Below are 22,218 nucleotides of genomic sequence, written 5' to 3' on the forward strand. Positions count from 1 at the left end.
CGACCAGGAGCAGGCCCACCGCGTACCGGCGAGGGCGAGGGGGCCGCCCCGAACGGGCGACGCTCAAGTGGCCGTTCGCGAACGGGGCGCGGGCACGCGATCGCGCACAGCCCGCCCTCACCGCCCCCGCAACTCCCCCTTCACCACCTTCCCGCTCGCGTTCCGCGGCAGTTCCCTCATGAACTCCACCGATCTCGGGACCTTGTAGTTGGCCATCTCGCGTCGGGACCAGGCGATGAGGTCGTCGGCGGTGGCGTGGGAGCCGGGGCGGCGTACGACGTAGGCCCTGCCGACCTCGCCGAGGCGGGGGTCGGGGACGCCGACGACCGCCACGTCGGCCACGTCCGGGTGGAGGCCGAGGAGCTGCTCGATCTCCGCCGGGTACGCGTTGAAGCCGCCGACGATGAACATGTCCTTGATGCGGTCGGTGATCCGCAGATTGCCGGCCTCGTCGAGGACGCCGACGTCACCGGTGCGGAGCCAGCCGTGGGACGTGACCGTGCGGGCGGTCTCGGCGGGGTCCTCGAAGTAGCCCCGCATGACGTTGAAGCCGCGGACGAGCACCTCCCCCGGCGAGCCCGCAGGCAGCGGGGTCCCCAGCGGGTCGACGACCCGCACCTCCGTCCCGGGTATCGCGCGCCCGGACGTCGAGGCGATCACCGACGGCTCGTCGCCGCGCCGGCACATCGTGACGATGCCGGACGCCTCGGACAGGCCGTACGCCGTCAGGACGGTGTCCACGCGCAGCTCCGCCCGCAGCCGTTCGACCAGGCGCAGCGGCACCACCGCGGCGCCGGTCACCACCAGACGCAGGGCGCTGAGGTCGTAGTCGTCGCGGGCGGGGTGGTCCAGGAGGGACTGGTGGAGAGTGGGCGGGCCGGGGAGGACGGTGACGCGTTCCGCCGCCACGTTGGCCATCGCCGTCTCCACGTTGAACACCGGCTGCGGGATCATCGTCGCGCCCCGCATGAGGCAGGCGATCACGCCCGCCTTGTAGCCGAAGGTGTGGAAGAAGGGGTTCACGATGAGGTAGCGGTCGCCACGGCGGAGCCCGGCCAGCTCGCTCCACACCTCGTACGCCCGCAGGGTCTGCGCGTGGGTGATCACCACTCCCTTGGAACGGCCCGTGGTGCCGGAGGTGAAGACGATGTCGGACGGGGAGTCCCCGGTCAGTGCCTCCGCGCGCTCCCGCACCACCCCCTCCCCCACCCCGTCGCCGCTCGCGAGGAAGTCCTTCCAGGTGCGGAAGTCGGCGGGCGCGTCGTCCGCCAGCACCACCACCTGTTCCAGGTGCGGGAGTCCGGGCAGGGGGCCCGGCCGCTCGCACACGCTCCCGGCGCCCCGCGCCCGCAGCCGCCCGCTCTCCGCGCCGGCGGCCCGCCGCAGCGAGGCCACGTACGACGTCCCGAGGAACGTCCCGGTGACGAACAGCAGTTTCGCCCGGCTGCGCGCCAGCACGTCCGCCGCCTCGCCGCCCTTGAAACGGGTGTTCAGCGGGACGAGCACCGCGCCCGCCGAGACCGCGCCGAGCGCGGAGACGATCCAGTCGAGGGAGTTCGGTGCCCAGAGGGCGACCCGGTCGCCGGTCCGGACCCCGTTCGCGACGCACGCGGCCGCCGCGCGCTCCACCCGCGCGCCCAGCTCCGCGTACGACACCCGCGTACGCCCGTCGACGACGGCCTCGTCCCCGCCGAACCGCCTGGCCGCCGAGCGGACCAGCCCGGGGACGGTCCCCCACGCCTCCCGTCCCAGGTCCGCGCGCCCCTCCACCTCACCGATCACAGCAGCCTCCGTAGCGAGAAACCAGTGTCCAAGTGCTGCCCGGGCATGAGCTGACTACCCGTCAGATTAGCTGTACCCTGACGGACTGTCAGCAGCCGACAGTCCCTGTGCGGAGGTGCGCTCCGCAGCCTGTGCGGAGGTGTGCCCCCTATGGCTCCCATGGCCGTGCTCAAGGACGCGACGGCGATCGTCGGCATCGGCCAGACAGCTTTCGCCAAGCAACTTCCGGAAACGGAAAGATCGTTGGCGTGCCGGGCGATTCTCGCCGCCCTCGACGACGCGGGGATCGCCCCGGACGAGGTCGACGCGCTCGCCTCGTACACGATGGAGGAGACGGACGAGGTCGAGGTCGCCAAGGCGCTCGGTCTCGGCGACCTCACCTTCTTCAGCAAGGTCGGCTACGGCGGCGGCGGTTCGTGCGCCACGGTCGCGCATCTGGCCGCCGCGATCGCGACCGGGCAGGCCACGGTCGGCGTCGCCTGGCGGTCCCGGAAACGCGGCTCGGGCCCCCGCCCGTGGAAGAACACCACGGTCCAGCTCCCCACCCCCGCGCAGTGGACCCGCCCCTACGGCCTGCTCCGCCCCGCCGACGAGATAGCCATGCTCGCCCGCCGCCACATGCACGAGTACGGCACGACCCGCGACCACCTCTTCAACGTCGCCCTGGCCTGCCGCAACCGAGCGAACCAGAACCCGGCCGCGATCATGTACGAACGCCCCCTGACCCGCGAGATGTACATGAACTCCCGCTGGATCAGCGAACCCCTCTGCCTCTTCGACAACTGCCTGGAGACCGACGGGGCGTTGGCCTGCGTCGTGGTCTCCGCCGAGCGCGCCCGCGACTGCCGCCGGACCCCCGTCCACGTCCACGCCGCCGCCCAGGGCCTGCCCGCCCAGCACCACGGCATGGTCAACTACTGGAACGACGACCCGCTGACCGGCCCCGCCTGGACCGCCGCCCGGCACCTGTGGAAACACGCGGACATCACCCCGGACGACATCGACGTGGCCCAGATCTACGACGCGTTCACCGCGCTGATCCCCCTCTCCCTGGAGGGCTACGGCTTCTGCGGCCGGGGTGAGGGCGGCGCGTTCACCGAGGGCGGCGCCCTGGAGATCGGCGGCCGGCTGCCCCTCAACACCTCCGGGGGCGGCCTCAGCGAGGCGTACGTCCACGGGTTCAACCTGATCACCGAGGGCGTGCGGCAACTGCGCGGCACGAGCACCGCCCAGGTACCGGGGGCGGCGACCTGCCTGGTGACGGCGGGCGAGGGCGTCCCGACATCGGCCCTGCTGCTGAGGAACTGAAAAACGGACGGAGTTGAGGGAGTTGAGGACATGCTGACCCCCGCCGTGGACGACGACGGCGCCCCCTTCTGGGAGTACGCCGCCCGGGGCGAACTACGCATCCAGGCCTGTGCCGACTGCGGCGAACTCCGCTTCCCGCCCCGCCCCTGCTGCCCCCACTGCCGCTCGTTCGCGACGACGTGGCGCCGGGTCGGCGGCCGGGGCCGCATCTGGTCGTACGTCCTGCCCCACCCGCCCCTCCTCCCCGACTACGCCGAGCAGGCCCCGTACAACGTCGTCCTCGTCGAACTCGCCGACGCCCCCCGCATCCGCCTCGTCGGCAACCTGGTGAGCGCGCCGGGCGCCCGCCTCGACTCCGTCCCCGTCGAGCGTCTGCGGATCGGTGCCCGGGTCCAGGTCGTCTTCACCGCCGACGGCCTCCCCCAATGGGTACTGGAGCGGCCGTGACCCTGCGCACGACGACGGACAAGGACACGGGTGTCGCCCTCCTCACCCTGGACCGCCCGGAGAGGCACAACGCCCTGGACCTGGCGACGGCCGAGCAACTGACGCTCGCCTGGCGGGAGTTGCGTTACGACGACACCGTACGTGCGGTCGTCGTGACCGGTGCCGGCGACCGCGCCTTCTGCACGGGCCTCGACCGGGACGCGGCACGGTCCGTCCCCCAGCCGCACTCCCCCTACACGATCGAGGACCCGCTCCTCAGGGTCGGCCCGAGATCCAACGACCTCTGGAAACCGGTGATCGCTGCGGTGAACGGCATGGCCTGCGGCGGCGCCTTCTACCTCCTCGGCGAGGCGGACTTCCTCGTCGCGGACCCCTCGGCCACCTTCTTCGACCCCCACACCACCTACGGCATGGTCAGCGCCTTCGAGTCGATCCTCATGTCCCAGCGCATGCCGTACGGGGAGGCCACCCGCATGGCCCTGATGGGCACCGCCGAGCGGATGTCGGCGCGCCGGGCGTACGAGGTGGGCCTGGTCTCGGAGGTGACCGAACCCGGCGGATCCGTCGCCGCCGCGCTCCGCTGCGCCGAGGTGGTCGCCGGGTACCCCCCGGAGGCCGTCCAGGGCACGGTCCGCGCCTGCTGGGCCGCCCGGGAGACGGCACGGGCGCACGCTCTCGCGTACGCCCCGCACCTCGTCTCCCTGGGCAACCTGCCGGCGGACCGGCAGGCGGAGCTGTTCACGGGCCGCCGGTCCGGTGGGTACCGGGTGCGGTGAACTCCCGCCGGCGACCCCGGGGCGCCGCGCCGCCCGGCCCCCTCAGTGCCGGGCGTTCGCCGGCACCTCGATCTGGCTGTCGCCCCAGCCCATCCCGGTCGTCGCCGTGTAGTTCACCGTCGTGCCCGCGTCGAGCCCGGCCTCGCGGGCCCTGGCCGACGGTTCGACCAGCACGAGCAGTTCGGCGAGCAGCTCGCCGGTGGACGGGTCCACCACCACCCGCTGCTCCACGCTCCCCAGCGGTGTCGCGTGGGTGCCCGGGAAGGCGATCCCCACGCCCTTGCGCCCCAGCGGATCGGTGACCCGCCCGAGCCCCCGGACGCCGGGCTGTTCCGCCATCACCCGGTACGCGGCGGCCCGGACGGCGGGCTTCACCGGCATCGTGATCAGGTCGGCGGCCTGGCGCAGCACGTAGGCCGTACGGTCCCTGATCTCGGAGCCGCCGTCCTGCCCGTACCGACGCTCCAGCTCTCGCCGCAACTCTGCCGTGTCGGAGGGGAGTTCGAGCAGGTCCTGATAGGAGGCGTTCCGCGGGCCGAGGGCGTAGATCTTGTCGTCGGCGTCCGTCCGCATGACCATCGGCGGCCGGGTCCCCATCGTGTACCCGAGCGTGCCGCCCGCCTCGTTCCCCAAGACCTCGGCCTGCATCGTCCGAGGTGAGCCGGCCGCCCGCCAGCGTGCCGCGTCCGCCTCGGTCCGGGGGGCGATCTCGGCGTCCAGACCGGAGACCATCAGGCTCCGGGTTCCCGGACGCACCCCCACCGACCACTGGGAGGTCGCCGTGTCGCGCACGGCGAGGAGCGGCCCCTTGCCATCCTCCGCGCCGACGACGTTCACGTCCTGCGAGCGCGTGGTGGTCTGCCAGTACGTTCCCTCGCCGGCCGCCGTGCCGACCTTCCCGGCCGCGCTGAGCAGTTCGAGGCGTCCGTCCGCCGCGGACGCGTCCGGCCCCGAGGCGGAGGAGGAGTGCGAGGGCGCGCCCGGGCTCACGCCGAGCGGGTTCCGGTCGATGGTGCTCACGACCACGGCCGACGCCGCGACGGCCGCGAGGGCGGCCACGGTCCCGAACGGCCGGACGCCGCCCCGGAACCGCTCCGGGACGCGCAGGCGCGCCGTGCGACGGCCGTCCGCCTCCCGGGTGAGGAGGCGTTCCAGGTCCGCGCGCTGCCGCGGGGAGTCCGCGAGCCTCGCCGGGTCCAGCTCGTCGGGCCGGGCGCCCGCGAGCACCTTCATGACGTCGGGCCGCCCGGACCGTCCGTGGGTGTCCTTCATGTGAGTGCTCCTCTGCGATCGGTGCGGCCCGGGGCCTGGGGTGCGTGGGGTGCGGGCGGTGCGTGGGATGCGGGCGGTGCGGAGTGCCTGTTCCGTACGGGGCCGCCGGTGCCGGGTACGCCGGCTCCAGGGCCTTCTCCAGACGGCGGCGGGCCCGGTGCAGCCGGACGGTCAGCGTCGCGGTGGTGCAGCCCAGGACCCGGGCGGCCTGTCGGGCGCTCAGCCCGTGCCAGGCGATGAGCGTCAGCAGTTCCCGGTCGGCGTCGGACAGGCTCGCCAGGGCCTGCAGCGCGGCCTCCCGCTCGGTCACGTCCGCCGCGACGTCACCGGCGTCGCCGCGGACGCCGCGGCCGATCTGCTGTGCCTCCGCGGCGGCCAGGGCGTACTGATGGGCGTCGCGGCGGCGCAGCTCGCGCACCAGGTTGCGCGCGACCCCCAGGAGCCAGGGCAGCGGGGCGCTCGGAATGTCCCGTACCCGCCGCCAGGCCACGGTGAAGGTCTCGCTGGTGATGTCCTCCCCCACCTGCCGTCCCACCAGACTGGTGGCGTAGGCGAGGACGCGTGGATAGCACTCCTCGTAGATGTCCCTGAAGCGTTGCGCATGTGTCACGCGCCGTCCCCTCGTATCGGCTGTCTCACCGAGCAATGCGCGGGGCGGCCGACTTCTTACAGGGGGAGCGGAGATTCATGGACTGTGGCCCACGTCACGTCCGGTGCGTGCGTGGGCGGGAGAGGGGGAGGCTCGCGGTCCTAGGACGTCCGAGCCGTCCCCGTCCCCTTCTCCGCGTCCAGCGCGTACACGCACCGGTCCTTGCTGCACGCGTACACGACGCCGTCCTTGACGACGGGCGACCCGGTGATCTCCCCGCCCGTCGCGAGCTTCCACCGCAGGCGGCCGTCGTCGGCCTTCAGCGTGTACAGCAGGTGATCCGTGGAGCCGAAGTGGATCCGTCCCTCCGCCACCGACGGGGCGCCGACGATCTCGCCGCCCGCCTGGAAACGCCACTTCGGTGTGCCCGTGACCGCGTCGAGGGTGTAGAGCCCCTTGCCGCTGCCGACATGGACGTGTCCGGCGGCGACCAGGACCGGCTCCAGCGAGGAGCGGGACTCCGTCGCGATGCGCCAGCGGTCGCGGCCGTCGGTCGCGTCGAGGGCGTAGACCGTGCCGAGGTAGTCGGCGAGGTAGACGCCGCCGCCCGTGACGGCGGGACCGGGCGCGAACGTGGGAGCGGAGAGGAAGACGGCCGGTGCCTCGAAGTGCCAGCGGACGTGGCCGCTCGCGATGTCCACGGCGAGGACGCGGCTGCCGGCGGAGATGTACACATAGCCGTCGGCGGCCGGTGCGAGCCGTACCGGGACGCCGCCGCAGGAGGCCGCGTCCCCGATGGGGTACGACCAGCGCTCGTCGCCCGTACGGGCCTCCAGCGCGCGCAGCCGGGCGTCCTTCCAGATGTAGACCGTGCCGTCCTGGACGACCGGACCGGCCTCGGGGGACTCGAAGTCGCTCTGGGCGCCGGTCAGCTCCCAGAGCTTCTGCCCGTTGGACGCCTCCCAGCCCTGGACGCCGCCGCCACGGGTGGCGGTGACCACGGTGCCCCGGTCGGCCTTCAGGGAGTAGACCCAGGCGTCCGTCGACAGCCGCCACAGGTCCCCGCCCTCACGGGCGTCGAGCGCGAAGAGGGTGGGTCCGTCGGAGGCGTGGATACGGCCGTCCGCGACGGCCATCGACCAGGCGACGTCACGGGTCTTGAAGCGGCGCCGGCCGGTGGCCACGTCCAGGGCGTGCACCTCGAAGGAGGTGACGTAGACGAGGTCGTCGGCGACGGACGGGGTGCCCCACACATCGTTCGACATGCGGAAACGCCAGGGGCGCCAGCCGGAGGGCGCCGCGTCGGGGGTGGCGGGCGGGGCGACGACGGGCGCGGGGTCGGCGCCGTTCACGCCGGCGCGCGGTCGCGACCAGGACGCGGCGAGGCCCGCCTCGGGCGGGGGCGCCTTCACGGCGGCCGCACGGGCGTCGGCGACGCGGGGGCCGGGCCCGATGGGCACCTGGCCGCCGGCGAGCCGTACGGGCCCGGTGTCGGGGGCACCGACGGGGACGGGCGCGGGGTCGTACGGCGGCGGGGGCGGGGGGACCGGGGCGGTGGGGCGGCCGCCGCCTCCGCTGCGGCCGGAGGAGGTCTGCGGCTTGGGCGCCGGGCGCCCTCCCCGCCGGGTCTCGATCATGGCGACGGCCTTCTCCGGCAGCCACGCCGACGCCGTACCGCTGTCGTCCGAGCCGGAGCCGAAGAGGTGCGGGGCGAGCTGTGCCTGGAGGTCGGCCGGGTTGGGGCGCGCGGTCGGGTCCATCTGCATACAGGACTCGATCAGCGGCCGCAGGTCCTCCGGCAGGCCGGAGAGGTCGGGGCCCTCGCGCAGCAGCATGAAGACGGTCTCGACGGGGTTGGCGCCGTGGAAGGGGGCGTGTCCGGTGGCGGCGAACACGAGCATCGAGCCGAGCGAGAAGACGTCGCTCGCGCCGGTCACGCTGCGCGAGTCCTTCGCCTGCTCGGGCGACATGTACGCGGGCGTCCCGACGGCGACGTTCGTCATCGTCAAACGAGTGTTCGAGACGCCGGACGCGATGCCGAAGTCGATCACGCGGGGCCCGTCCTCGACGACGAGCACGTTGGAGGGCTTCAGGTCGCGGTGGACGAGCCCGGCACCGTGGATGGACTGCAGGGCCTCGGCCACGCCCGCGGCGAACCAGCGGACGGCCTGGACCGGCATCGGTCCGCAGTCGTTCACTATCTCTTCGAGGGAGGGCGCGGGAACGTACGCGGTCGCCAGCCACGGCACGGCGGCGCGGGGGTCGGCGTCGACCACCGCCGCCGTGTAGAAGCCGGACACCGCGCGGGCCGCCTCGACCTCGCGCGTGAAACGGACCCGGAAGAGCTGGTCCTCGGCCAGTTCCGTCCGCACCGTCTTGATCGCCACACGCCGGCCCGACGCCGAGCGCGCCAGATAGACCAGCCCCATGCCGCCGGCACCCAGCCGTCCCAGCACCTCGAACGGCCCGATCCGCCGCGGATCGTGCTGCGTCAGCTGATCCACCACTTGCCCTGCCACCTCCCCGTACGGACCGCGTCACCCGTATTGTGCGCGCGACCCCGTGCAGCGTCTCACCACCGCACCGCCCTGGCGGCACGCACCCCGATTCTTCCTGTACCGGGGGCAGGTTGCGAACCCGGGGGCGAGTCGGGGTGTCTCAGGACAAAACCACGCGGTCCGCCTCTCGGGAAGCGGGAGCCCGGATGGTGGGACACTGTGGCGAATCGCGTACCACCGGCGCACAACCCCGCCCGTCTGCCCGCGCGGCGCCCCCGTCACGCCCCCCGGAGCGCCCGCGTGAACCAGGAGTCGGGCACCCGTTCACCCGCCTGCCGGCCGCCGTCTTCTCGCTGGTCAGCCGTCGTCCTCCGAGGCGTTCACGTCGCGTGCGCCCTGCGCAGGGGAGTCGTCCGTACGCCGGTCGTCCCCCTCCTGCCGCAGCTCGTCCGGGTGCTGTTCGGTCTGGTCCGCCTCCTGCGGCGCCTCCCGCCAGGCGTTTCCGTTCTTCCGCTGCAGCAGGGCGAACGACGCGCCTTGATTGTCCGTGACGACCGCCACATTCCCGTACGAGGTGTCGAACGGCGGCACCTGTACGCGCCCCCCGAGCCGGCTGACGGCCGCGACCGCCTCCTCGCAGTCCTCCGTCCCGAAGTGGACCAGGAAGTGCGGCGGCATCTCCGCCGGGAAGACGTCGGTGAGCGCGGCCCGGCCGAAGTCCGGGACGGCGTCCGGGCCGAAGAGGGCGTCGTGGAAGAGGTGCGCGTAGAAGGAGTTGGCCGCCTTGGTGTCCCGCGTGTACAGCTCGGCCCACGCGAACGTGCCGGGCTCGTGGCGCCGTCCGAAGCCGGTGTGCGCACCGGGCTGCCAGAGGCCGAAGACGGCGCTCTCGGGATCGGTGGCCAGCGCGGCGACGCCGAGCCTGCCGACCAGGGTCGGCGGGGTGATCACCTGACCGCCGGCCGCGGTGATCCGGGCGGTGAGGGCGACCGCGTCCGGCGTGGCGAAGTGCACGGTCCACACGGTGGGGAGGCGGCCGTCGGGCTTGGGGGCGAGGGCGGCGACGGGGGCGCCCTCGACGTACGCCCACACCTCGTGCGCGCCGTCCCCGGGGGCCACCTTGAAGGACCATCCGAAGAGTTCGCCGTAGAACCGCTTCCCCGCCTCCACGTCGGGCAGCTGGGCGTCCACCCAGCAGGGGACGCCCTCGGGGTACGGGACGCTTCCCGCCCCGGCGCCGGCTCCCGCCCCGGCGCCGGCTTCCGCCCCGGTGGCGGCTCCGGTCTCATCGGCCATAGGGCCAAGCTAAGGGCGGCGCACGCTGGGCGCGCGTCGGGCGCGTCCGTACCGGGCGTCCTGCGCGGACGCGCTCGGGTGGCCGGTGTGCGCCGGCGGGTGCGGGTGGGTGGGGGCGCTCGCAGCCGACGACCGCAACCGCGACCGCCCCTGGAGCCCCCACTCACCCGAAAGAAACGCGCCACCACACTCCGTGATCACCGCACGAACCCCTAGGTGACGCCCCTGATCCCCATTTGCAGTCGGCCGAATCGCGCTCCGATCGCCCCTCGGTAAGCTGACGGCATGACAGGACAAGTGCGTACCGTCGACGGCCGCGTGGCCGGCCGACGAGGGCAGGCGACCCGGCAGAAGCTGCTCGACTGCCTCAGCGAGATGCTCAGCTCGTCGCCCTACCGGGACGTCAAAGTCATTGATGTCGCCCGGAAGGCGGGGACTTCACCCGCGACCTTCTACCAGTACTTCCCGGACGTCGAGGGCGCCGTCCTGGAGATCGCCGAGCAAATGGCCAGCGAGGGCGCCACATTGACGCGCCTCCTCGAAGGCCGCTCCTGGGTCGGCAAGGCCGGCTGGCAGACCGCCCAGGAACTCGTCGACGGCTTCCTGGACTTCTGGCGCAAGAACGACGCCATCCTCCGCGTCGTCGACCTGGGTGCCGCCGAAGGCGACAAACGCTTCTACAAGATCCGTATGAAGATCCTGAACTCGGTCACCAACTCCCTGTCGGAGACGGTCTCCGAGCTGCAGGCCAAGGGCCGCGTCGACAAGGACGTGAACCCGGCGGCCCTCGCCGGTTCCCTCGTCGCGATGCTCGCCTCGGTCTCCGGGCACCAGAAGGGCTTCCAGACCTGGGGCGTCAAGCAGGCCGAACTGCGCCCCAACCTGGCACTGTTGGTCCACCTGGGCATCACCGGCAAGAAACCCATGAAGTAACCAGGAGCACCCGGGCACGCCCCCGGACGCGATTCCTGTCACGCAGACGGCACCCTCGGCCGAGGAGTGCCGCCTGCCGCGTTCAGGGGGACTCGAGGGCCGGGGAGATCACCGGGGCCAGGGGAGATCACCCGGGGGGCAGGCCGCGCCGCCGAACAGCCGCGCACGAGCGCGGGCCGCGGGCGCGGGCGCGGGCGCGATTCACCGCCGTACGATCCTGAACACCCGTATCTCGCGGTCCACCCGCGCCTGATACGTCGAGTACGGCGGCCAGAACCGCAGCAACTCCTTCCAGACGGCCGCCCGTTCCTCCCCCGCCAGCAGGTGGGCGGTGACGGGGATGTCCTGCCCCTTCCAGTTGATCTCGGCGTCGGGATGGGCCAGCAGGTTGGCACTCCAGGCCGGGTGGCCGGGGCGGCCGAAGTTCGACCCGATGAGCACCCAGCTGTCGCGCCCCTCCTCGGGCATACAGGCCAGCGGGGTACGGCGCGGCTCCCCGCTGCGTGCGCCGGTCGCGGTCAGTACGACACCGGGCAGCAGCTGCGCGCTGAGCAGGACCCGCCCCCGGGTGGCCCGGTGCACGGCCCGGTCCAGCACCGGTATGACGTGCGGCGCGACCCGGGCGAACGCCGGAGCCGAGGACACCTTCTGCACCAGCCGCACACCCATGTCCTTCACGGCCGTCACGCCCTTCCTGTTCTTCCCGCCTTTCACGCCCTTCGCCGCCCCTGCCGTCGACCCGGCCGCCCTCTTCGAAGCCATCAGCCCCGCACCACCCTCCGCTCGCCCGGCCCGTCGGCCGTGAAGATCCCCGCCATGTCGGCCGCCCGCCCCCGCAGCCGGTGCACCGGCCCGAAGAGCGCCTCGTCCCCCGCCGCCCGCTTGAAGTACAGGTGCGCCTCGTGTTCCCAGGTGAACCCGATGCCCCCGTGCAGCTGGATCCCTTCCCCGGCCGCCACCCGCAACGCCTCCAGCGCCTGCGCGAGCGCCAGCCCGCCGACCCGCTCGCCGCCGCCCGCACCGCCCTGACCGCCGGGCCGCGCGGCGGCGGCGGCCCAGGCGGCGTAGTACGCCGCCGACCGGGCCGCCCGCACCCGCACATACACATCGGCGAGCCGGTGCTTCACCGCCTGGAACGACCCGATCGGCCGCCCGAACTGCTCCCGCTGCCGCGCGTAGGCGACCGTCCGCTCCAGCACCCGGTCGGCGGCGCCCACGGCCTCCGCCGCGAGCACCGCGGCGGCCGCGTCCCCGACCCCGGCCAGGGCCGACAGCACGCGGACGTCGGCGCCCGCGCCGGCTCCGGCCGCCTCCCCCAACAACTCGGCCTCCACGTCACGGAGTTCGAGCCGGGCCACCGGACGCGTCTCGTCGATGGAGGTCTGCCGCACCCGCCCGAGGCCCCCGGCAGACCCCGCCTCCCCGCGCGGCACCCGTACGAGAAACAGCAGCGTCCGCGACCGGGCGTAGCCCCCGGTGTGCGCGGCCACGAGCAGCAGCCCCGCGCTGTGCCCGTCGAGAACCTGCCCGACCTCCCCGTAGAGCCGCCACCCGTCCCCGACGCGTCGGGCCTGGACTCCGCCGGCCCGGCCGCCCCCGGCCCACGTACCCCCGTTGTCGCAGGTCAGCGCCAGCGCGGCGGCGAGGGCGGTGCCCGGTACGGCGAGGGCGGCGGTGAGCCGGCCCGCGGCGAGGCGGGGCAGCAGTGCGGCGCGCTGCGGCTCGGTGCCGAGGGCGAGGATCAGGGGAGCGACGAGGACGGCGGTGGACAGCAGTGGCGAGGGAGCCAGGACACGTCCCAACTCCTCGCTCGCCAAGGCCAGTTCGGTCGCGGAGCAGCCGACACCGCCGTACGTCTCGGGGAGTGCGAGCCCCGGCAGCCCGAGCTGTTCGGAGAAGGCGAGCCAGAGGCCGGCGTCGTACCCCTCACCCGTCCGCACGGCGGACCGGACCTCCTCCGGACCACAGCGCTTGAGCAGCAACTCCCGTACCGTGCGCCGGATCTCCTCCTGCTCGGCGGTGAAGCGGGTGTCCATGGCGGTCCCCCTTCCACTCCCCATCGTCATGCTGATCTGACGGTCCGTCATATTAGGCCGGAAGACCGTCGAAGCACAGGGTTGCCGACCCGCTCATCTGATGTACCGTCAGATCCATGACCGCTGTGCCTGCTCCACCCGGATCCGGTGGCCCTCGTGACGCGGCACGGCGAGGCGGCGGCCGGAAGGTCGCGATCGTCGGCGCCGCGCTGTCCGACTGCGGCCGGGTGGACGACGCCACCCCGTACGCGCTCCACGCACAGGCCGCCCGCCGGGCCCTCGCCGACGCGGGACTGGAGCACACGGCCGTCGACGGCCTCGCCTCCGCGGGCCTCGGCACGCTGGCGCCGGTCGAGGTGGCCGAGTATCTGGGCCTGCGGCCCACCTGGGTGGACTCCACCTCGGTCGGGGGCGCGACCTGGGAGGTCATGGCGGCGCACGCGGCGGACGCGATCGCCGCCGGGCACGCGAACATCGTCCTCCTCGTCTACGGCTCCACCGCCCGCGCGGACATCCGGGCGGGCCGCCGCACCGGCGACCTCTCCTTCGGGGCGCGCGGCCCCCTGCAGTTCGAGGTCCCGTACGGGCACACCCTGATCTCCAAGTACGCCATGGCCGCACGCCGCCACATGCACGAGTACGGGACCACCCTGGAACAGCTGGCCTCCGTCGCCGTACAGGCCCGGTCGAACGCGGCGGCCAACCCCGAGGCCATGTTCCGCACGCCGATCACCGTCGACGACGTCCTCTCCTCCACGCCGATCGCCGACCCGTTCACCAAGCTCCACTGCTGCATACGTTCCGACGGCGGCGCGGCGGTCCTGCTGGTGGCCGAGGAGTACGTACGGGACTGCCGGCCGGCCACGCCCGTCTGGATCCTCGGCACCGGCGAGTACACCTCCCACACGACCATGTCCGAGTGGCCCGACTTCACGGTCTCCCCGGCCGCGGTCAGCGGCCGCCTCGCCTTCGAACGAGCGGGCGTGCGCCCCTGCGAGATCGACTTCGCCGAGATCTACGACGCCTTCACCTACATGACCCTCGTGACCCTGGAGGACCTCGGATTCTGCGCGAAGGGCGAGGGCGGGGCCTTCGTGGAGAAGGGCCGCCTGACCCTGACGGGCGACCTCCCCGTCAACACCGACGGCGGCGGCCTCTCCGCCCAGCACCCCGGCATGCGCGGCCTGTTCCTCCTCGTGGAGGCCGTACGCCAGCTGCGGGGCGAGGCGGGCCCCCACCAGATCCCCACCTCCGACGGCACCCCGCCCCGCCTGGCCGTCGCGTCGGGCACGGGCGGCTGGTTCTGCTCGTCGGGAACGGTGGTGCTGGGGCGGGAGTGAGGCCGGTCCGAGGGTCTTCGCCCGGTGCATGCGCCCCGACGTGGGTCTCGTCCGACCCGGGCACGGTGTGAGACCGTCCCACCCATGATCGAACCTCCCGCCCAGCCGCGGCCCGCGTCCCCGGCCCCCGCCCCGCCGTCCGGTCTCGTCCAGGCCCTGCGGGGGCTGCGGGTCTGGGATCCGCAGGTCAGCGCACTGCCGTTGTTCGACCCGGCGGCGGCACCCGCCGAGCCCGTGCCGCTCTTCGCCGCCTGGTTCGGCGAGGTCGTGGCGGCCGGGGAGGTGGAGCCGCACACGATGTCGCTGGCCACGGCGGACGCGGAGGGCCGGCCGGACGTCCGTACGGTGATGCTGCACGACGTGGACGCGCGGGGCTGGCACTTCGCCTCCCACGCCGGCAGCCGCAAGGGACGCCACCTCGCGGCCCGCCCGTACGCGTCCCTCGGCTTCTACTGGCCCCTCCTCGGCCGCCAGGTCCGGGTGCGGGGCAGCGTCACGGTCCAGCCCGCCGAGGTCGCCCACGCCGACCTGCACGCCCGTTCGACGGGCGCGCTGGCCGCCGCCCTCGTGGGCCACCAGAGCGAGGTGCTGCCCTCGTACGAGGAGTTGGAACGCGCCTCGCGGGCCGCCTGGGAACGCGCCGAACGCGAGCCGGACGTGGCCGTGCCCTCCTGGACGGCGTACGTCGTGGAGCCGGACGAGGTGGAGTTCTTCCAGGGGGACGCGCGACGACGGCACGTACGGCTGAACTACCGGCGGGAGGGCGACGGCTGGGTAACGGAGTTGCTCTGGCCGTGACGGATGGACGGGCGGACGGACGGGCGGGCGGACTCGAGGACGGCTAGGCAGACGGGCGGACGGACGGACAGGCGGGCAGGCGGACGGGAAGGCGGGCGGCCGGGAAGAGGCAGCGGAGGCCCTGGGGAGCCGCGGAGGCTGTGGGGAGCCGCGGAGGCTGTGGGGAGCCGCGGAGGCTGTGGGGAGCCGCGGAGGCTGTGGGGAGCCGCGGAGGCTGTGGGGAGCCGCGGGAGCCCTGGGGAACCAGGGGAGCCCAGGGGGAACCGCGGGGGCGGGGCAGCCCCCTCAGACCTTCTCCCACACGGACACGTGCCTGGTGCTGTCGTTCGTGAACGGCTCGCCCTTCCATCCCGCCCAGCGGTTCCGCAGCCGCATGCCGGCCAGCCGGGCCATCAGGTCCAGTTCGGCCGGCCAGACGTACCGGAAGGGGATCGACCGGTACACCGGCCGCCCCTCGACGAGGACCATGTGGTGCGACCGCATTCCCTGCGTCGCCACGTCGTACGTGTCGAACCCCAGCCGCGTCGGCCCGACATGGAACGGCACCGCGTTCTGCCCCGGCGGCAGCCGCCGCAGGTCCGGCACCCCGACCTCGATCACGAAGCGGCCGCCGGGCAGGAGATGCGCGGCGGCGTTGCGGAAGCAGTCCACCTGGGCGTCCTGCGTGGTGAGGTTGTTGATCGTGTTGAAGACGAGGTAGGCGACGGTGAAGCCGGGACCGTCCACCCGGGTCGTGGCGAAGTCCCCGATGGTGACGCCGATGTCCGCGCCCCCCGGCTTGGCCCGCAGCCGCTCCACCATGGCCCGTGACAGGTCGATGCCGTGGACCGGCACACCGCGCCGGGCGAGCGGCAGGGCGATCCGCCCGGTGCCGATCCCGAACTCCAGCGCCCGCGCGTCCCCTCCGGGACCGTCCGCGAGCCCGGCGATCAGCTCCACGGCCGGGTCGACGGCCTCCGCGCCGAACCTGGCGGAGGAAGGGTCGTCGTAATGCGCGGCGACGGCTTCACCGAAGTAGCCGTCGGGGTCGTCGACGTTCTCGTACTCGAAGTGGTCGTCCGTGCTCATGAGATCCCTTCCGGTGCCGGGTCGGTGGCCAGTCGTGCGTGCAGGTGAGCGTCCCGGAAGGCGTCGTGGCGCCCCTCCTCGAACGACGCCCCGCGCATGGTCCCCTCGTACGGGAACCCGCACAGCTCGGCGACACGGCAGGACGCGGCATGGCCGACGACGTGGTCGAGTTCGAGCCGGTGGATGCCGAAGTCGGTGAGGGTCCAGCGGGCGGCGAGGTCGAGGGCGCGGGTGGCGACCCGGCGGCCGCGGGCCTCGGGCAGCACCCAGTAGCCGACGACGGCCCTGCGCATGGACATGTCGATCCCGCTCAGCCCGACCAACCCGAGCGTCACACCGCTCTCCGCGTCCGCGACCCGGAAGGAGACGGTCTTCCCCTCCGCGTCGGACTCCGCCCGCAGGCGCAGGGACTCCCGGGCCCCGTCGAGATCCTCGTCCACCGTCATGGGTGTGTTCCACCGCCGGTAGTCGGGGTCGGCCCGCCCCCGGAACCACGCCTCCACATCCGCGTCGGACTCCGCGTCCCACGCACACAGCCGCAGGCCGTGCCCGTGCGGCAGCTCGCCGGAGGACGGCGGGGACGGATCGGGGTACGGATCGGGGTACGGATCGGCGGATCGCTCATCAGTACGGCTCACGCCCCCATTGAAACGCGCACCCCCTCACGGACGCGCGCGAAATACGGGGACCACCACACCTCCGCCCTCCCGGAAGACGACCTCCAACGCCATCCCCATCCGCAGCCCTCCTTCCGGCGCCCCCGCCTCCCGCACCACCTCGGTCATCATCCGCGGCCCCTCGGCGAGATCGACGACCGCGGGCACGTACGGCGTCCGCTCCCCGAAGGGCGGCAGGTCGTTCCGGTGGACGACGGACCAGGTGTAGAGCGTGGCGCGCCCGGACGCCTCCTCCCACCGCACGTCCTCGCTCCAGCAGTACGGGCAGAACTCCCGCGGATAGTGATGAGCGCGCCCGCATCCCGCCGCCCCGCAGCGCCGCAGGAGCAGCCGCCCGTCGGCGGCGGCGTCCCAGTACGTACGGGTGAAGTCGTCCGCCTCGGGCAGATCGAACCGTGCGCCACCGCCCCCGCCACCGCCACCGCCACCGCCACCGCCGCCACCGTCACTCATCCGTCGCACCCTCCCTGCGCCCCCCTTCTGACCTCAGAACAACCCCAGCGCACTGTCGACCGACCACGTCTGCCAGGACATCCCGAACAGCCCCACCACCGAGATGAGCGCCATCATCGAGTTCTGCCCCTGCTCGGCCCAGTCGTGGATCATCAGGACGAGATAGAGAAGGTTGAGCAGCAGCCCGCCCACGAGCGCGACCGGCGTGAGGAACCCGAGGATCAGCCCCAGCCCGAGGGCGAGTTCGGCGTAGGCGACGACGTACGCCATCGCCTTGGGCCGCGGCTTGACGACCACGTCGAACCCGCCGCGCACCGCACCCCATCGATGCTTCTCCGCCACCCCCGCGGCCCACTCGATCCCGGCGCCCTCGAACCACGTCCTCTTGTCCTTGTGCCGCCAGCTCTCCAGCCACCACAGCCCGAGCCCGATACGAAGAACGGCCAGCCATTCGGCGCCGCCGAGCCAGATCGTCTCCATGCACATCGCCACCCTTCCGCGCCCGCGCGGGGTTTCTGACGGTACGTCAGTTCAGCGGATGGGGCGAGAATGCACAAGAGACCCGGGCGGGCCGACGGCGCCCAGGGCACGAAGCCGATCGGCAAGGCCCGCCCGTGGAGTCAGCCGGGACCGATCAACAGCACGCCGCCTTCCTCCCACGCCCACGCGTACCGGCCCGAGTTCGCCCTGCCGCTGCCTTCGGCGCTCGCGAAGTGCTGCTCCGGGTCACCGCCGTCGACCGGGGCCTCGGCGGTCACGGCGTCCGACGGCGAGCGGCTCCTGGAGAGCTGCACGCGCCACCTCGCCCGCCCGGGCCCGCCCGCCCGCCGAGGACGTGACGTCATGGCGGCCCGCCGCTCCCGGCGCGGGCGGCCGCGCAACGGGGGTGTGGACGAAACGGTCGGAGGCAAGGAACCGGGGCCGGACCGCGCGCCGTCACCACGCACCTCGCCACCTCACCCCCACATTCCAAGAGACCTACGCCACAGGCCCCACGCACGTCTCCTACACCCGTGATCAATCCGCAACCAATTCCGGGCTTGACCGAGACCCAACAAATGAGGGCGTGAATACGCTCAGGCGCATGGCCGACTCCAGAGCTTCCGTGACTCCCGCCCCCTCCGACCGCCCCGCCTATGTGATCGGCGGCGGCCCGGGTGGGCTGGCCGTCGCGTACGCGTTGCGGGCTCGGGGGGTGCGGGCCGTGGTGCTGGAGAAGGCCGACGGGGTCGGGGCGTCCTGGCGGCGGCACTACGACCGGCTGCACCTGCACACCACCCGCCGTCTGTCGGCGCTTCCCGGGCTGCCCATGCCGCGCAGGTTCGGGCGCTGGGTGTCGCGGGACAACGTGGTGCGCTACCTGGAGAAGTACGCCGAGGTGCACCAGCTGGAGATCGTGACCGGCGTCGAGGTGTCCCGTGTCGAGCGGACCGCCGACGGTACCGGCTGGCTGCTGCACGCCACCGGGGGCCGCGAGCTGACCGGCGGCGCGGTCGTCGTCGCCACCGGCTACAACCACACGCCCCACATCCCCGACTGGCCCGGCCGCGACACGTACACCGGCGACCTCGTGCACGCCTCCGGGTACCGCAACCCCGAGTCCTACGCCGGCCGTGACGTCCTCGTCGTCGGCATCGGCAACACCGGCGCCGAGATCGCCGTCGACCTCGTCGAGGGCGGGGCACGGCGCGTACGGCTCGCGGTGCGCACGGCCCCGCACATCGTGCGCCGGTCGACCGCCGGGTGGGCGGCCCAGTACACGGGCGTCCTCGTACGGCGACTGCCCGTCGCCCTCGTGGACCGGCTGGCCAAGCCGATGGCGAGGCTCAGCGTCCCGGACCTGTCCGCACACGGCCTGGCCCGGCCCGACACCGGCCTCTACTCCCGTGTGCAGGAGGGCGCCGTCCCCGTGCAGGACGTCGGACTCATCGACGCCGTACGGAAGGGCAAGGTCGAGATCGTCGGCTCGGTCGAGGGGTTCGAGGACGGCAAGGTCGCCCTCGCAGACGGCACCCGGATCGAGCCCGACGCCGTGATCGCCGCGACCGGCTACCGCCGCGGCCTGGAAGGGCTCGTCGGACACCTCGACGTGCTCGACGAACGAGGGAAGCCGGTCGTGCAGGGGGCCCGCTCGCCGAGGAACGCCCCCAGCCTCTACTTCACCGGCTTCACCAACCCCATCAGCGGCATGTTCCGCGAACTCGCCCTCGACGCCGAGAAGATCGCCAGGACGATCGCGAAGACGGGTGGCGTCACCATGCGCGACGCGGTCACCGTACAGATCCGCACCACCAACTGAGCGAACGACCGGACGACGGAAGGGCCGCGCGACGGAACGACCGGACGACGGAATGGCCGCGCGACGGAGGGGCCGGGCGACGGAGGGGGCCGGGCGACGGAACGACCGGGCGAGCGGCCGACCCCGCCCCCGTTTCCCCCTCCCCTCCCCCCTCACCCCCCTCCCGCCCCAGACCCACCCCCTCCCACACGTCTGACCGTCCCCCCGCACGGGTACAACCTCCTTACTGCCGCGTAGCTTTGCCCGCACAACCATTCCTGACACAGCGTCAGTTCAGTAGTCTGAAATCTGACGTGTCGTCAGAAACGTGAATGCGTCACGTCACTGAATTGGCTGTCACACAGGAGCGGGCGGACCGATGCTTGGATCAACCCACGGCACCCTCACCACCGACTCCCGCCGGGCCCGGGCCATCGCGTGCGGGGAGCACCCCACGCAGGTCGTGCACGGCAGGCCCGCCGAGGCCGGCGACCTGGACGTCAGCGGGCGTCCGCTGTACGCCGACGTCCCCGATCTCGACCGGCTCTTTCGCCCGGAATCCGTGGCCGTCGTCGGCGCCTCGGACACCGAAGGGCGACCGAACACCGGGATCACCCGGCAGTTGCTCGCCTGGTCCGAACGCGTCGGCGCCCGGCTGCACCCCGTGCACCCCACACGGGAGTCGGTCTTCGGCATCCCCTGCGTCCCCTCCGTCGCCGACCTGCCCGAACAGGTCGACCTCGCCGCCCTGCTCCTCTCCGACCCCCTCCCCGTGATCGGCGAACTGGCCGAGGCCAAGGTGAAGTTCGCCGTCGCCTTCGCCTCCGGCTTCGCCGAGACCGGCGCGGAGGGCGCCGCCGCGCAGGAGCGGCTCGCCGCGGCAGTGGCCCGCGCCGACGGTCTGCGGCTGCTCGGCCCCAACACCAACCTCAACGCCTTCGAGCGCTTCCGGGACGACCTCGACGGCCCGGCGATCGCCCTGATCACCCAGTCGGGCCACCAGGGCCGCCCCGTCTTCTCCCTCCAGGAACTCGGCATCCGCCTCTCCCACTGGGCCCCCACCGGCAACGAGGCCGATCTGGAGACCGCCGACTTCATCTCCTACTTCGCCGAACGCCCCGAGGTCGGCGCCATCGCCGCCTACGTCGAGGGCCTGAAGGACGGCCGCGCCTTCCTGCTCGCCGCCGACCGGGCCGCCCGGCGCGGTGTGCCCGTCGTCGCCGTCAAGGTCGGCCGCACCGAGACCGGCGCCCGCACCGCCGCCTCCCACACCGGCAAGCTGACCGGCGCGGACGCGGTGGTCGACGCGGCGATGCGGCAGTACGGCGTGATCCGCGTCGACGGTCTCGACGAACTGCAGGACACGGCCACACTCCTGGCGCGAGCGCGGCGGCCACGCGTCACCGGGTCGGCCGGCCCCCGGCCGGAGGGTGTCGTCGTCTATTCGATCTCGGGCGGGACGGGCGCCCACTTCGCCGACCTGGCCACCGAGGCCGGGCTCCCCCTCCCCACCCTCTCCGGCGCCAAGCAGGCCGAACTGCACCAGTGGATCCCGGACTACCTGAGCGTGGCCAACCCCGTCGACAACGGCGGCCACCCCGTGGGCGACTGGCGCGGTCCCCGCATCCTCGACGCGATCCTCGACGACCCCGCGGTGGGCGTGCTGATCTGTCCCATCACGGGCCCCTTCCCGCCGATGAGCGACAAGCTGGCCCAGGACCTGGTGGACGCCGCGGAGCGGACGGACAAGCTGGTGTGCGTGGTGTGGGGGTCGCCGGTGGGCACCGAGGCCGCGTACCGCGAGACGCTGCTCGGCTCGTCCCGGGTGGCGACCTTCCGCACCTTCGCGAACTGCATCACGGCCGTCCGCGCCCACCTCGACCACACCCGCTTCACCAGCGCCTACCGCTCTCCCTTCGACGAGGCCCCGCGCTCGCCCTCCCCCTCCTTCCGCAAGGCGAAGGCGCTGATGCGGCCGGGGCAGCAGCTGAGCGAGCACGCCGCCAAGCAGCTGCTGCGCGCCTACGGGATCCGCGTGCCGCGCGAGCAGTTGGTGACCAGCGCGGCGGCGGCCGTACGCGCGGCGAGCCTCGTGGGCTACCCGGTGGTGATGAAGGCGTCCGGCGCCAGCATCGCCCACAAGACGGAACTCGGCCTGGTGAAGATCGGTCTGACCTCCGCGAGCCAGATCCGGGACGCCTATCGCGAACTGACCGACATCGCCCGCTACGAGGACGTCTCCCTCGACGGGGTGCTGGTGTGCCAGATGGTCGAGCGGGGCGTGGAGATGGTCGTGGGCGTCACCCACGACGACCTCTTCGGGCCCACCGTCACGGTCGGTCTCGGCGGTGTCCTCGTGGAGGTCCTGCGCGACTCCGCCGTACGCGTGCCCCCCTTCGCCGAGGACCAGGCGCACGCCATGCTCGCCGAACTGCGCGGGCGGGCCCTGCTGGACGGGGTGCGCGGGGCTCCCCCCGCCGACGTGGACGCCCTCGTGGAGGTCGTGCTCCGGGTGCAGCGCATGGCGCTGGAACTCGGGGACGAGATGGCGGAGCTGGACATCAACCCGCTGATGGTGCTGCCGAGGGGGCAGGGGGCCGTGGCACTGGACGCGCTGGCGGTGTGCCGCTGAGCGCCGCCGCGGCGGCGCACCCAGGACACCCACGA

At 73.2% G+C, this 22,218-nt stretch carries 19 protein-coding genes and 1 pseudogene; 8 read left to right on the forward strand and 12 right to left on the reverse strand.

What is annotated here, in order from left to right; all coding sequences use genetic code 11:
* Positions 1-117 precede the first annotated feature (117 nt).
* On the reverse strand, positions 118-1,782 hold the full coding sequence (locus tag ACZ6BB_RS25470) for a fatty acid--CoA ligase family protein (RefSeq protein WP_471617480.1): 1,665 nt from the start codon (positions 1,780-1,782) through the stop codon (positions 118-120).
* A 159-nt stretch (positions 1,783-1,941) separates the two neighbouring features.
* Here ACZ6BB_RS25470 and ACZ6BB_RS25475 point away from each other — a divergent pair, with 159 nt between their 5' ends.
* From ACZ6BB_RS25475 to ACZ6BB_RS25485, 3 genes are read left to right on the forward strand one after another with little or no spacing between them, the layout of a single operon-like run.
* Positions 1,942-3,090: a lipid-transfer protein gene (locus ACZ6BB_RS25475; protein WP_471617630.1), complete on the forward strand. Its 1,149-nt coding sequence runs from the start codon at positions 1,942-1,944 to the stop codon at positions 3,088-3,090.
* Positions 3,091-3,120: 30 nt separating this feature from the next.
* Complete coding sequence (locus ACZ6BB_RS25480; protein ID WP_471617481.1) at positions 3,121-3,537, forward strand: Zn-ribbon domain-containing OB-fold protein; 417 nt, start codon at positions 3,121-3,123, stop codon at positions 3,535-3,537.
* Positions 3,534-4,313 carry an enoyl-CoA hydratase/isomerase family protein gene (locus tag ACZ6BB_RS25485; RefSeq protein WP_471617482.1) on the forward strand — a complete coding sequence of 260 codons (780 nt, stop codon included), beginning with the start codon at positions 3,534-3,536 and terminating at the stop codon, positions 4,311-4,313. The genes ACZ6BB_RS25480 and ACZ6BB_RS25485 overlap by 4 nt, the downstream gene beginning before the upstream one ends.
* A gap of 42 nt (positions 4,314-4,355) precedes the next feature.
* Here the strand turns inward: ACZ6BB_RS25485 and ACZ6BB_RS25490 are convergent, their stop codons facing one another.
* The 4 genes and pseudogenes from ACZ6BB_RS25490 to kbpA all read right to left on the reverse strand — a co-directional run bounded on the left by ACZ6BB_RS25490 (position 4,356) and on the right by kbpA (position 9,968).
* Positions 4,356-5,585, reverse strand: a complete 1,230-nt coding sequence (locus ACZ6BB_RS25490; protein WP_471617483.1) for a CU044_5270 family protein — start codon at positions 5,583-5,585, stop codon at positions 4,356-4,358.
* Positions 5,586-5,772: 187 nt separating this feature from the next.
* Positions 5,773-6,195, reverse strand: a pseudogene (locus ACZ6BB_RS25495) (RNA polymerase sigma factor); the annotation flags it as partial.
* Positions 6,196-6,335: 140 nt separating this feature from the next.
* Positions 6,336-8,681 carry a protein serine/threonine kinase AfsK gene (gene afsK / locus ACZ6BB_RS25500; RefSeq protein ID WP_471617484.1) on the reverse strand — a complete coding sequence of 782 codons (2,346 nt, stop codon included), beginning with the start codon at positions 8,679-8,681 and terminating at the stop codon, positions 6,336-6,338.
* A gap of 348 nt (positions 8,682-9,029) precedes the next feature.
* On the reverse strand, positions 9,030-9,968 hold the full coding sequence (gene kbpA / locus ACZ6BB_RS25505) for an AfsK-binding protein KbpA (protein ID WP_471617485.1): 939 nt from the start codon (positions 9,966-9,968) through the stop codon (positions 9,030-9,032).
* A 285-nt stretch (positions 9,969-10,253) separates the two neighbouring features.
* Between kbpA and ACZ6BB_RS25510 the strand changes: the two genes are divergently transcribed.
* Positions 10,254-10,901 (forward strand): TetR family transcriptional regulator, encoded by a 648-nt coding sequence (locus tag ACZ6BB_RS25510; protein ID WP_471617486.1) that lies wholly within the window; start codon positions 10,254-10,256, stop codon positions 10,899-10,901.
* A gap of 201 nt (positions 10,902-11,102) precedes the next feature.
* On the opposite strand, the gene ACZ6BB_RS25515 is transcribed toward ACZ6BB_RS25510, so the two are convergent.
* Positions 11,103-11,570: a nitroreductase/quinone reductase family protein gene (locus ACZ6BB_RS25515; protein WP_471617631.1), complete on the reverse strand. Its 468-nt coding sequence runs from the start codon at positions 11,568-11,570 to the stop codon at positions 11,103-11,105.
* A 92-nt stretch (positions 11,571-11,662) separates the two neighbouring features.
* Positions 11,663-12,937, reverse strand: coding sequence for an acyl-CoA dehydrogenase family protein (locus tag ACZ6BB_RS25520; RefSeq protein WP_471617487.1), 1,275 nt, complete (start codon positions 12,935-12,937; stop codon positions 11,663-11,665).
* Between the two features lie 116 nt (positions 12,938-13,053).
* Between ACZ6BB_RS25520 and ACZ6BB_RS25525 the strand changes: the two genes are divergently transcribed.
* Both ACZ6BB_RS25525 and ACZ6BB_RS25530 read left to right on the forward strand, forming a co-directional pair.
* Positions 13,054-14,277 (forward strand): thiolase C-terminal domain-containing protein, encoded by a 1,224-nt coding sequence (locus tag ACZ6BB_RS25525; protein ID WP_471617488.1) that lies wholly within the window; start codon positions 13,054-13,056, stop codon positions 14,275-14,277.
* An 84-nt stretch (positions 14,278-14,361) separates the two neighbouring features.
* Entirely contained in the window at positions 14,362-15,075 is a 714-nt protein-coding gene (locus ACZ6BB_RS25530) for a pyridoxine/pyridoxamine 5'-phosphate oxidase (RefSeq protein ID WP_471617489.1), read from the forward strand.
* Between the two features lie 285 nt (positions 15,076-15,360).
* Here the strand turns inward: ACZ6BB_RS25530 and ACZ6BB_RS25535 are convergent, their stop codons facing one another.
* The 5 genes from ACZ6BB_RS25535 to ACZ6BB_RS25555 form a co-directional block, all read right to left on the reverse strand.
* The gene (locus ACZ6BB_RS25535) at positions 15,361-16,143 is read right to left on the reverse strand and encodes a class I SAM-dependent DNA methyltransferase (RefSeq protein ID WP_471617490.1); all 783 of its coding nucleotides are present in this window, start codon (positions 16,141-16,143) and stop codon (positions 15,361-15,363) included.
* Positions 16,140-16,781 carry a GNAT family N-acetyltransferase gene (locus ACZ6BB_RS25540; protein WP_471617491.1) on the reverse strand — a complete coding sequence of 214 codons (642 nt, stop codon included), beginning with the start codon at positions 16,779-16,781 and terminating at the stop codon, positions 16,140-16,142. The genes ACZ6BB_RS25535 and ACZ6BB_RS25540 overlap by 4 nt, the downstream gene beginning before the upstream one ends.
* A 24-nt stretch (positions 16,782-16,805) precedes the next feature.
* Positions 16,806-17,273: a Zn-ribbon domain-containing OB-fold protein gene (locus ACZ6BB_RS25545; protein ID WP_471617492.1), complete on the reverse strand. Its 468-nt coding sequence runs from the start codon at positions 17,271-17,273 to the stop codon at positions 16,806-16,808.
* A gap of 33 nt (positions 17,274-17,306) precedes the next feature.
* Positions 17,307-17,753, reverse strand: coding sequence for a DoxX family protein (locus ACZ6BB_RS25550; RefSeq protein WP_471617493.1), 447 nt, complete (start codon positions 17,751-17,753; stop codon positions 17,307-17,309).
* A gap of 140 nt (positions 17,754-17,893) precedes the next feature.
* The gene (locus ACZ6BB_RS25555; protein ID WP_471617494.1) at positions 17,894-18,067 is read right to left on the reverse strand and encodes a hypothetical protein; all 174 of its coding nucleotides are present in this window, start codon (positions 18,065-18,067) and stop codon (positions 17,894-17,896) included.
* A gap of 290 nt (positions 18,068-18,357) precedes the next feature.
* Between ACZ6BB_RS25555 and ACZ6BB_RS25560 the strand changes: the two genes are divergently transcribed.
* Both ACZ6BB_RS25560 and ACZ6BB_RS25565 read left to right on the forward strand, forming a co-directional pair.
* Entirely contained in the window at positions 18,358-19,572 is a 1,215-nt protein-coding gene (locus tag ACZ6BB_RS25560) for a flavin-containing monooxygenase (protein ID WP_471617495.1), read from the forward strand.
* Positions 19,573-19,930: 358 nt separating this feature from the next.
* Complete coding sequence (locus tag ACZ6BB_RS25565; protein WP_471617496.1) at positions 19,931-22,183, forward strand: acetate--CoA ligase family protein; 2,253 nt, start codon at positions 19,931-19,933, stop codon at positions 22,181-22,183.
* The last annotated feature ends 35 nt before the right edge of the window (positions 22,184-22,218 follow it).

Source organism: Streptomyces sp. NPDC041108 (genome assembly GCF_055592645.1).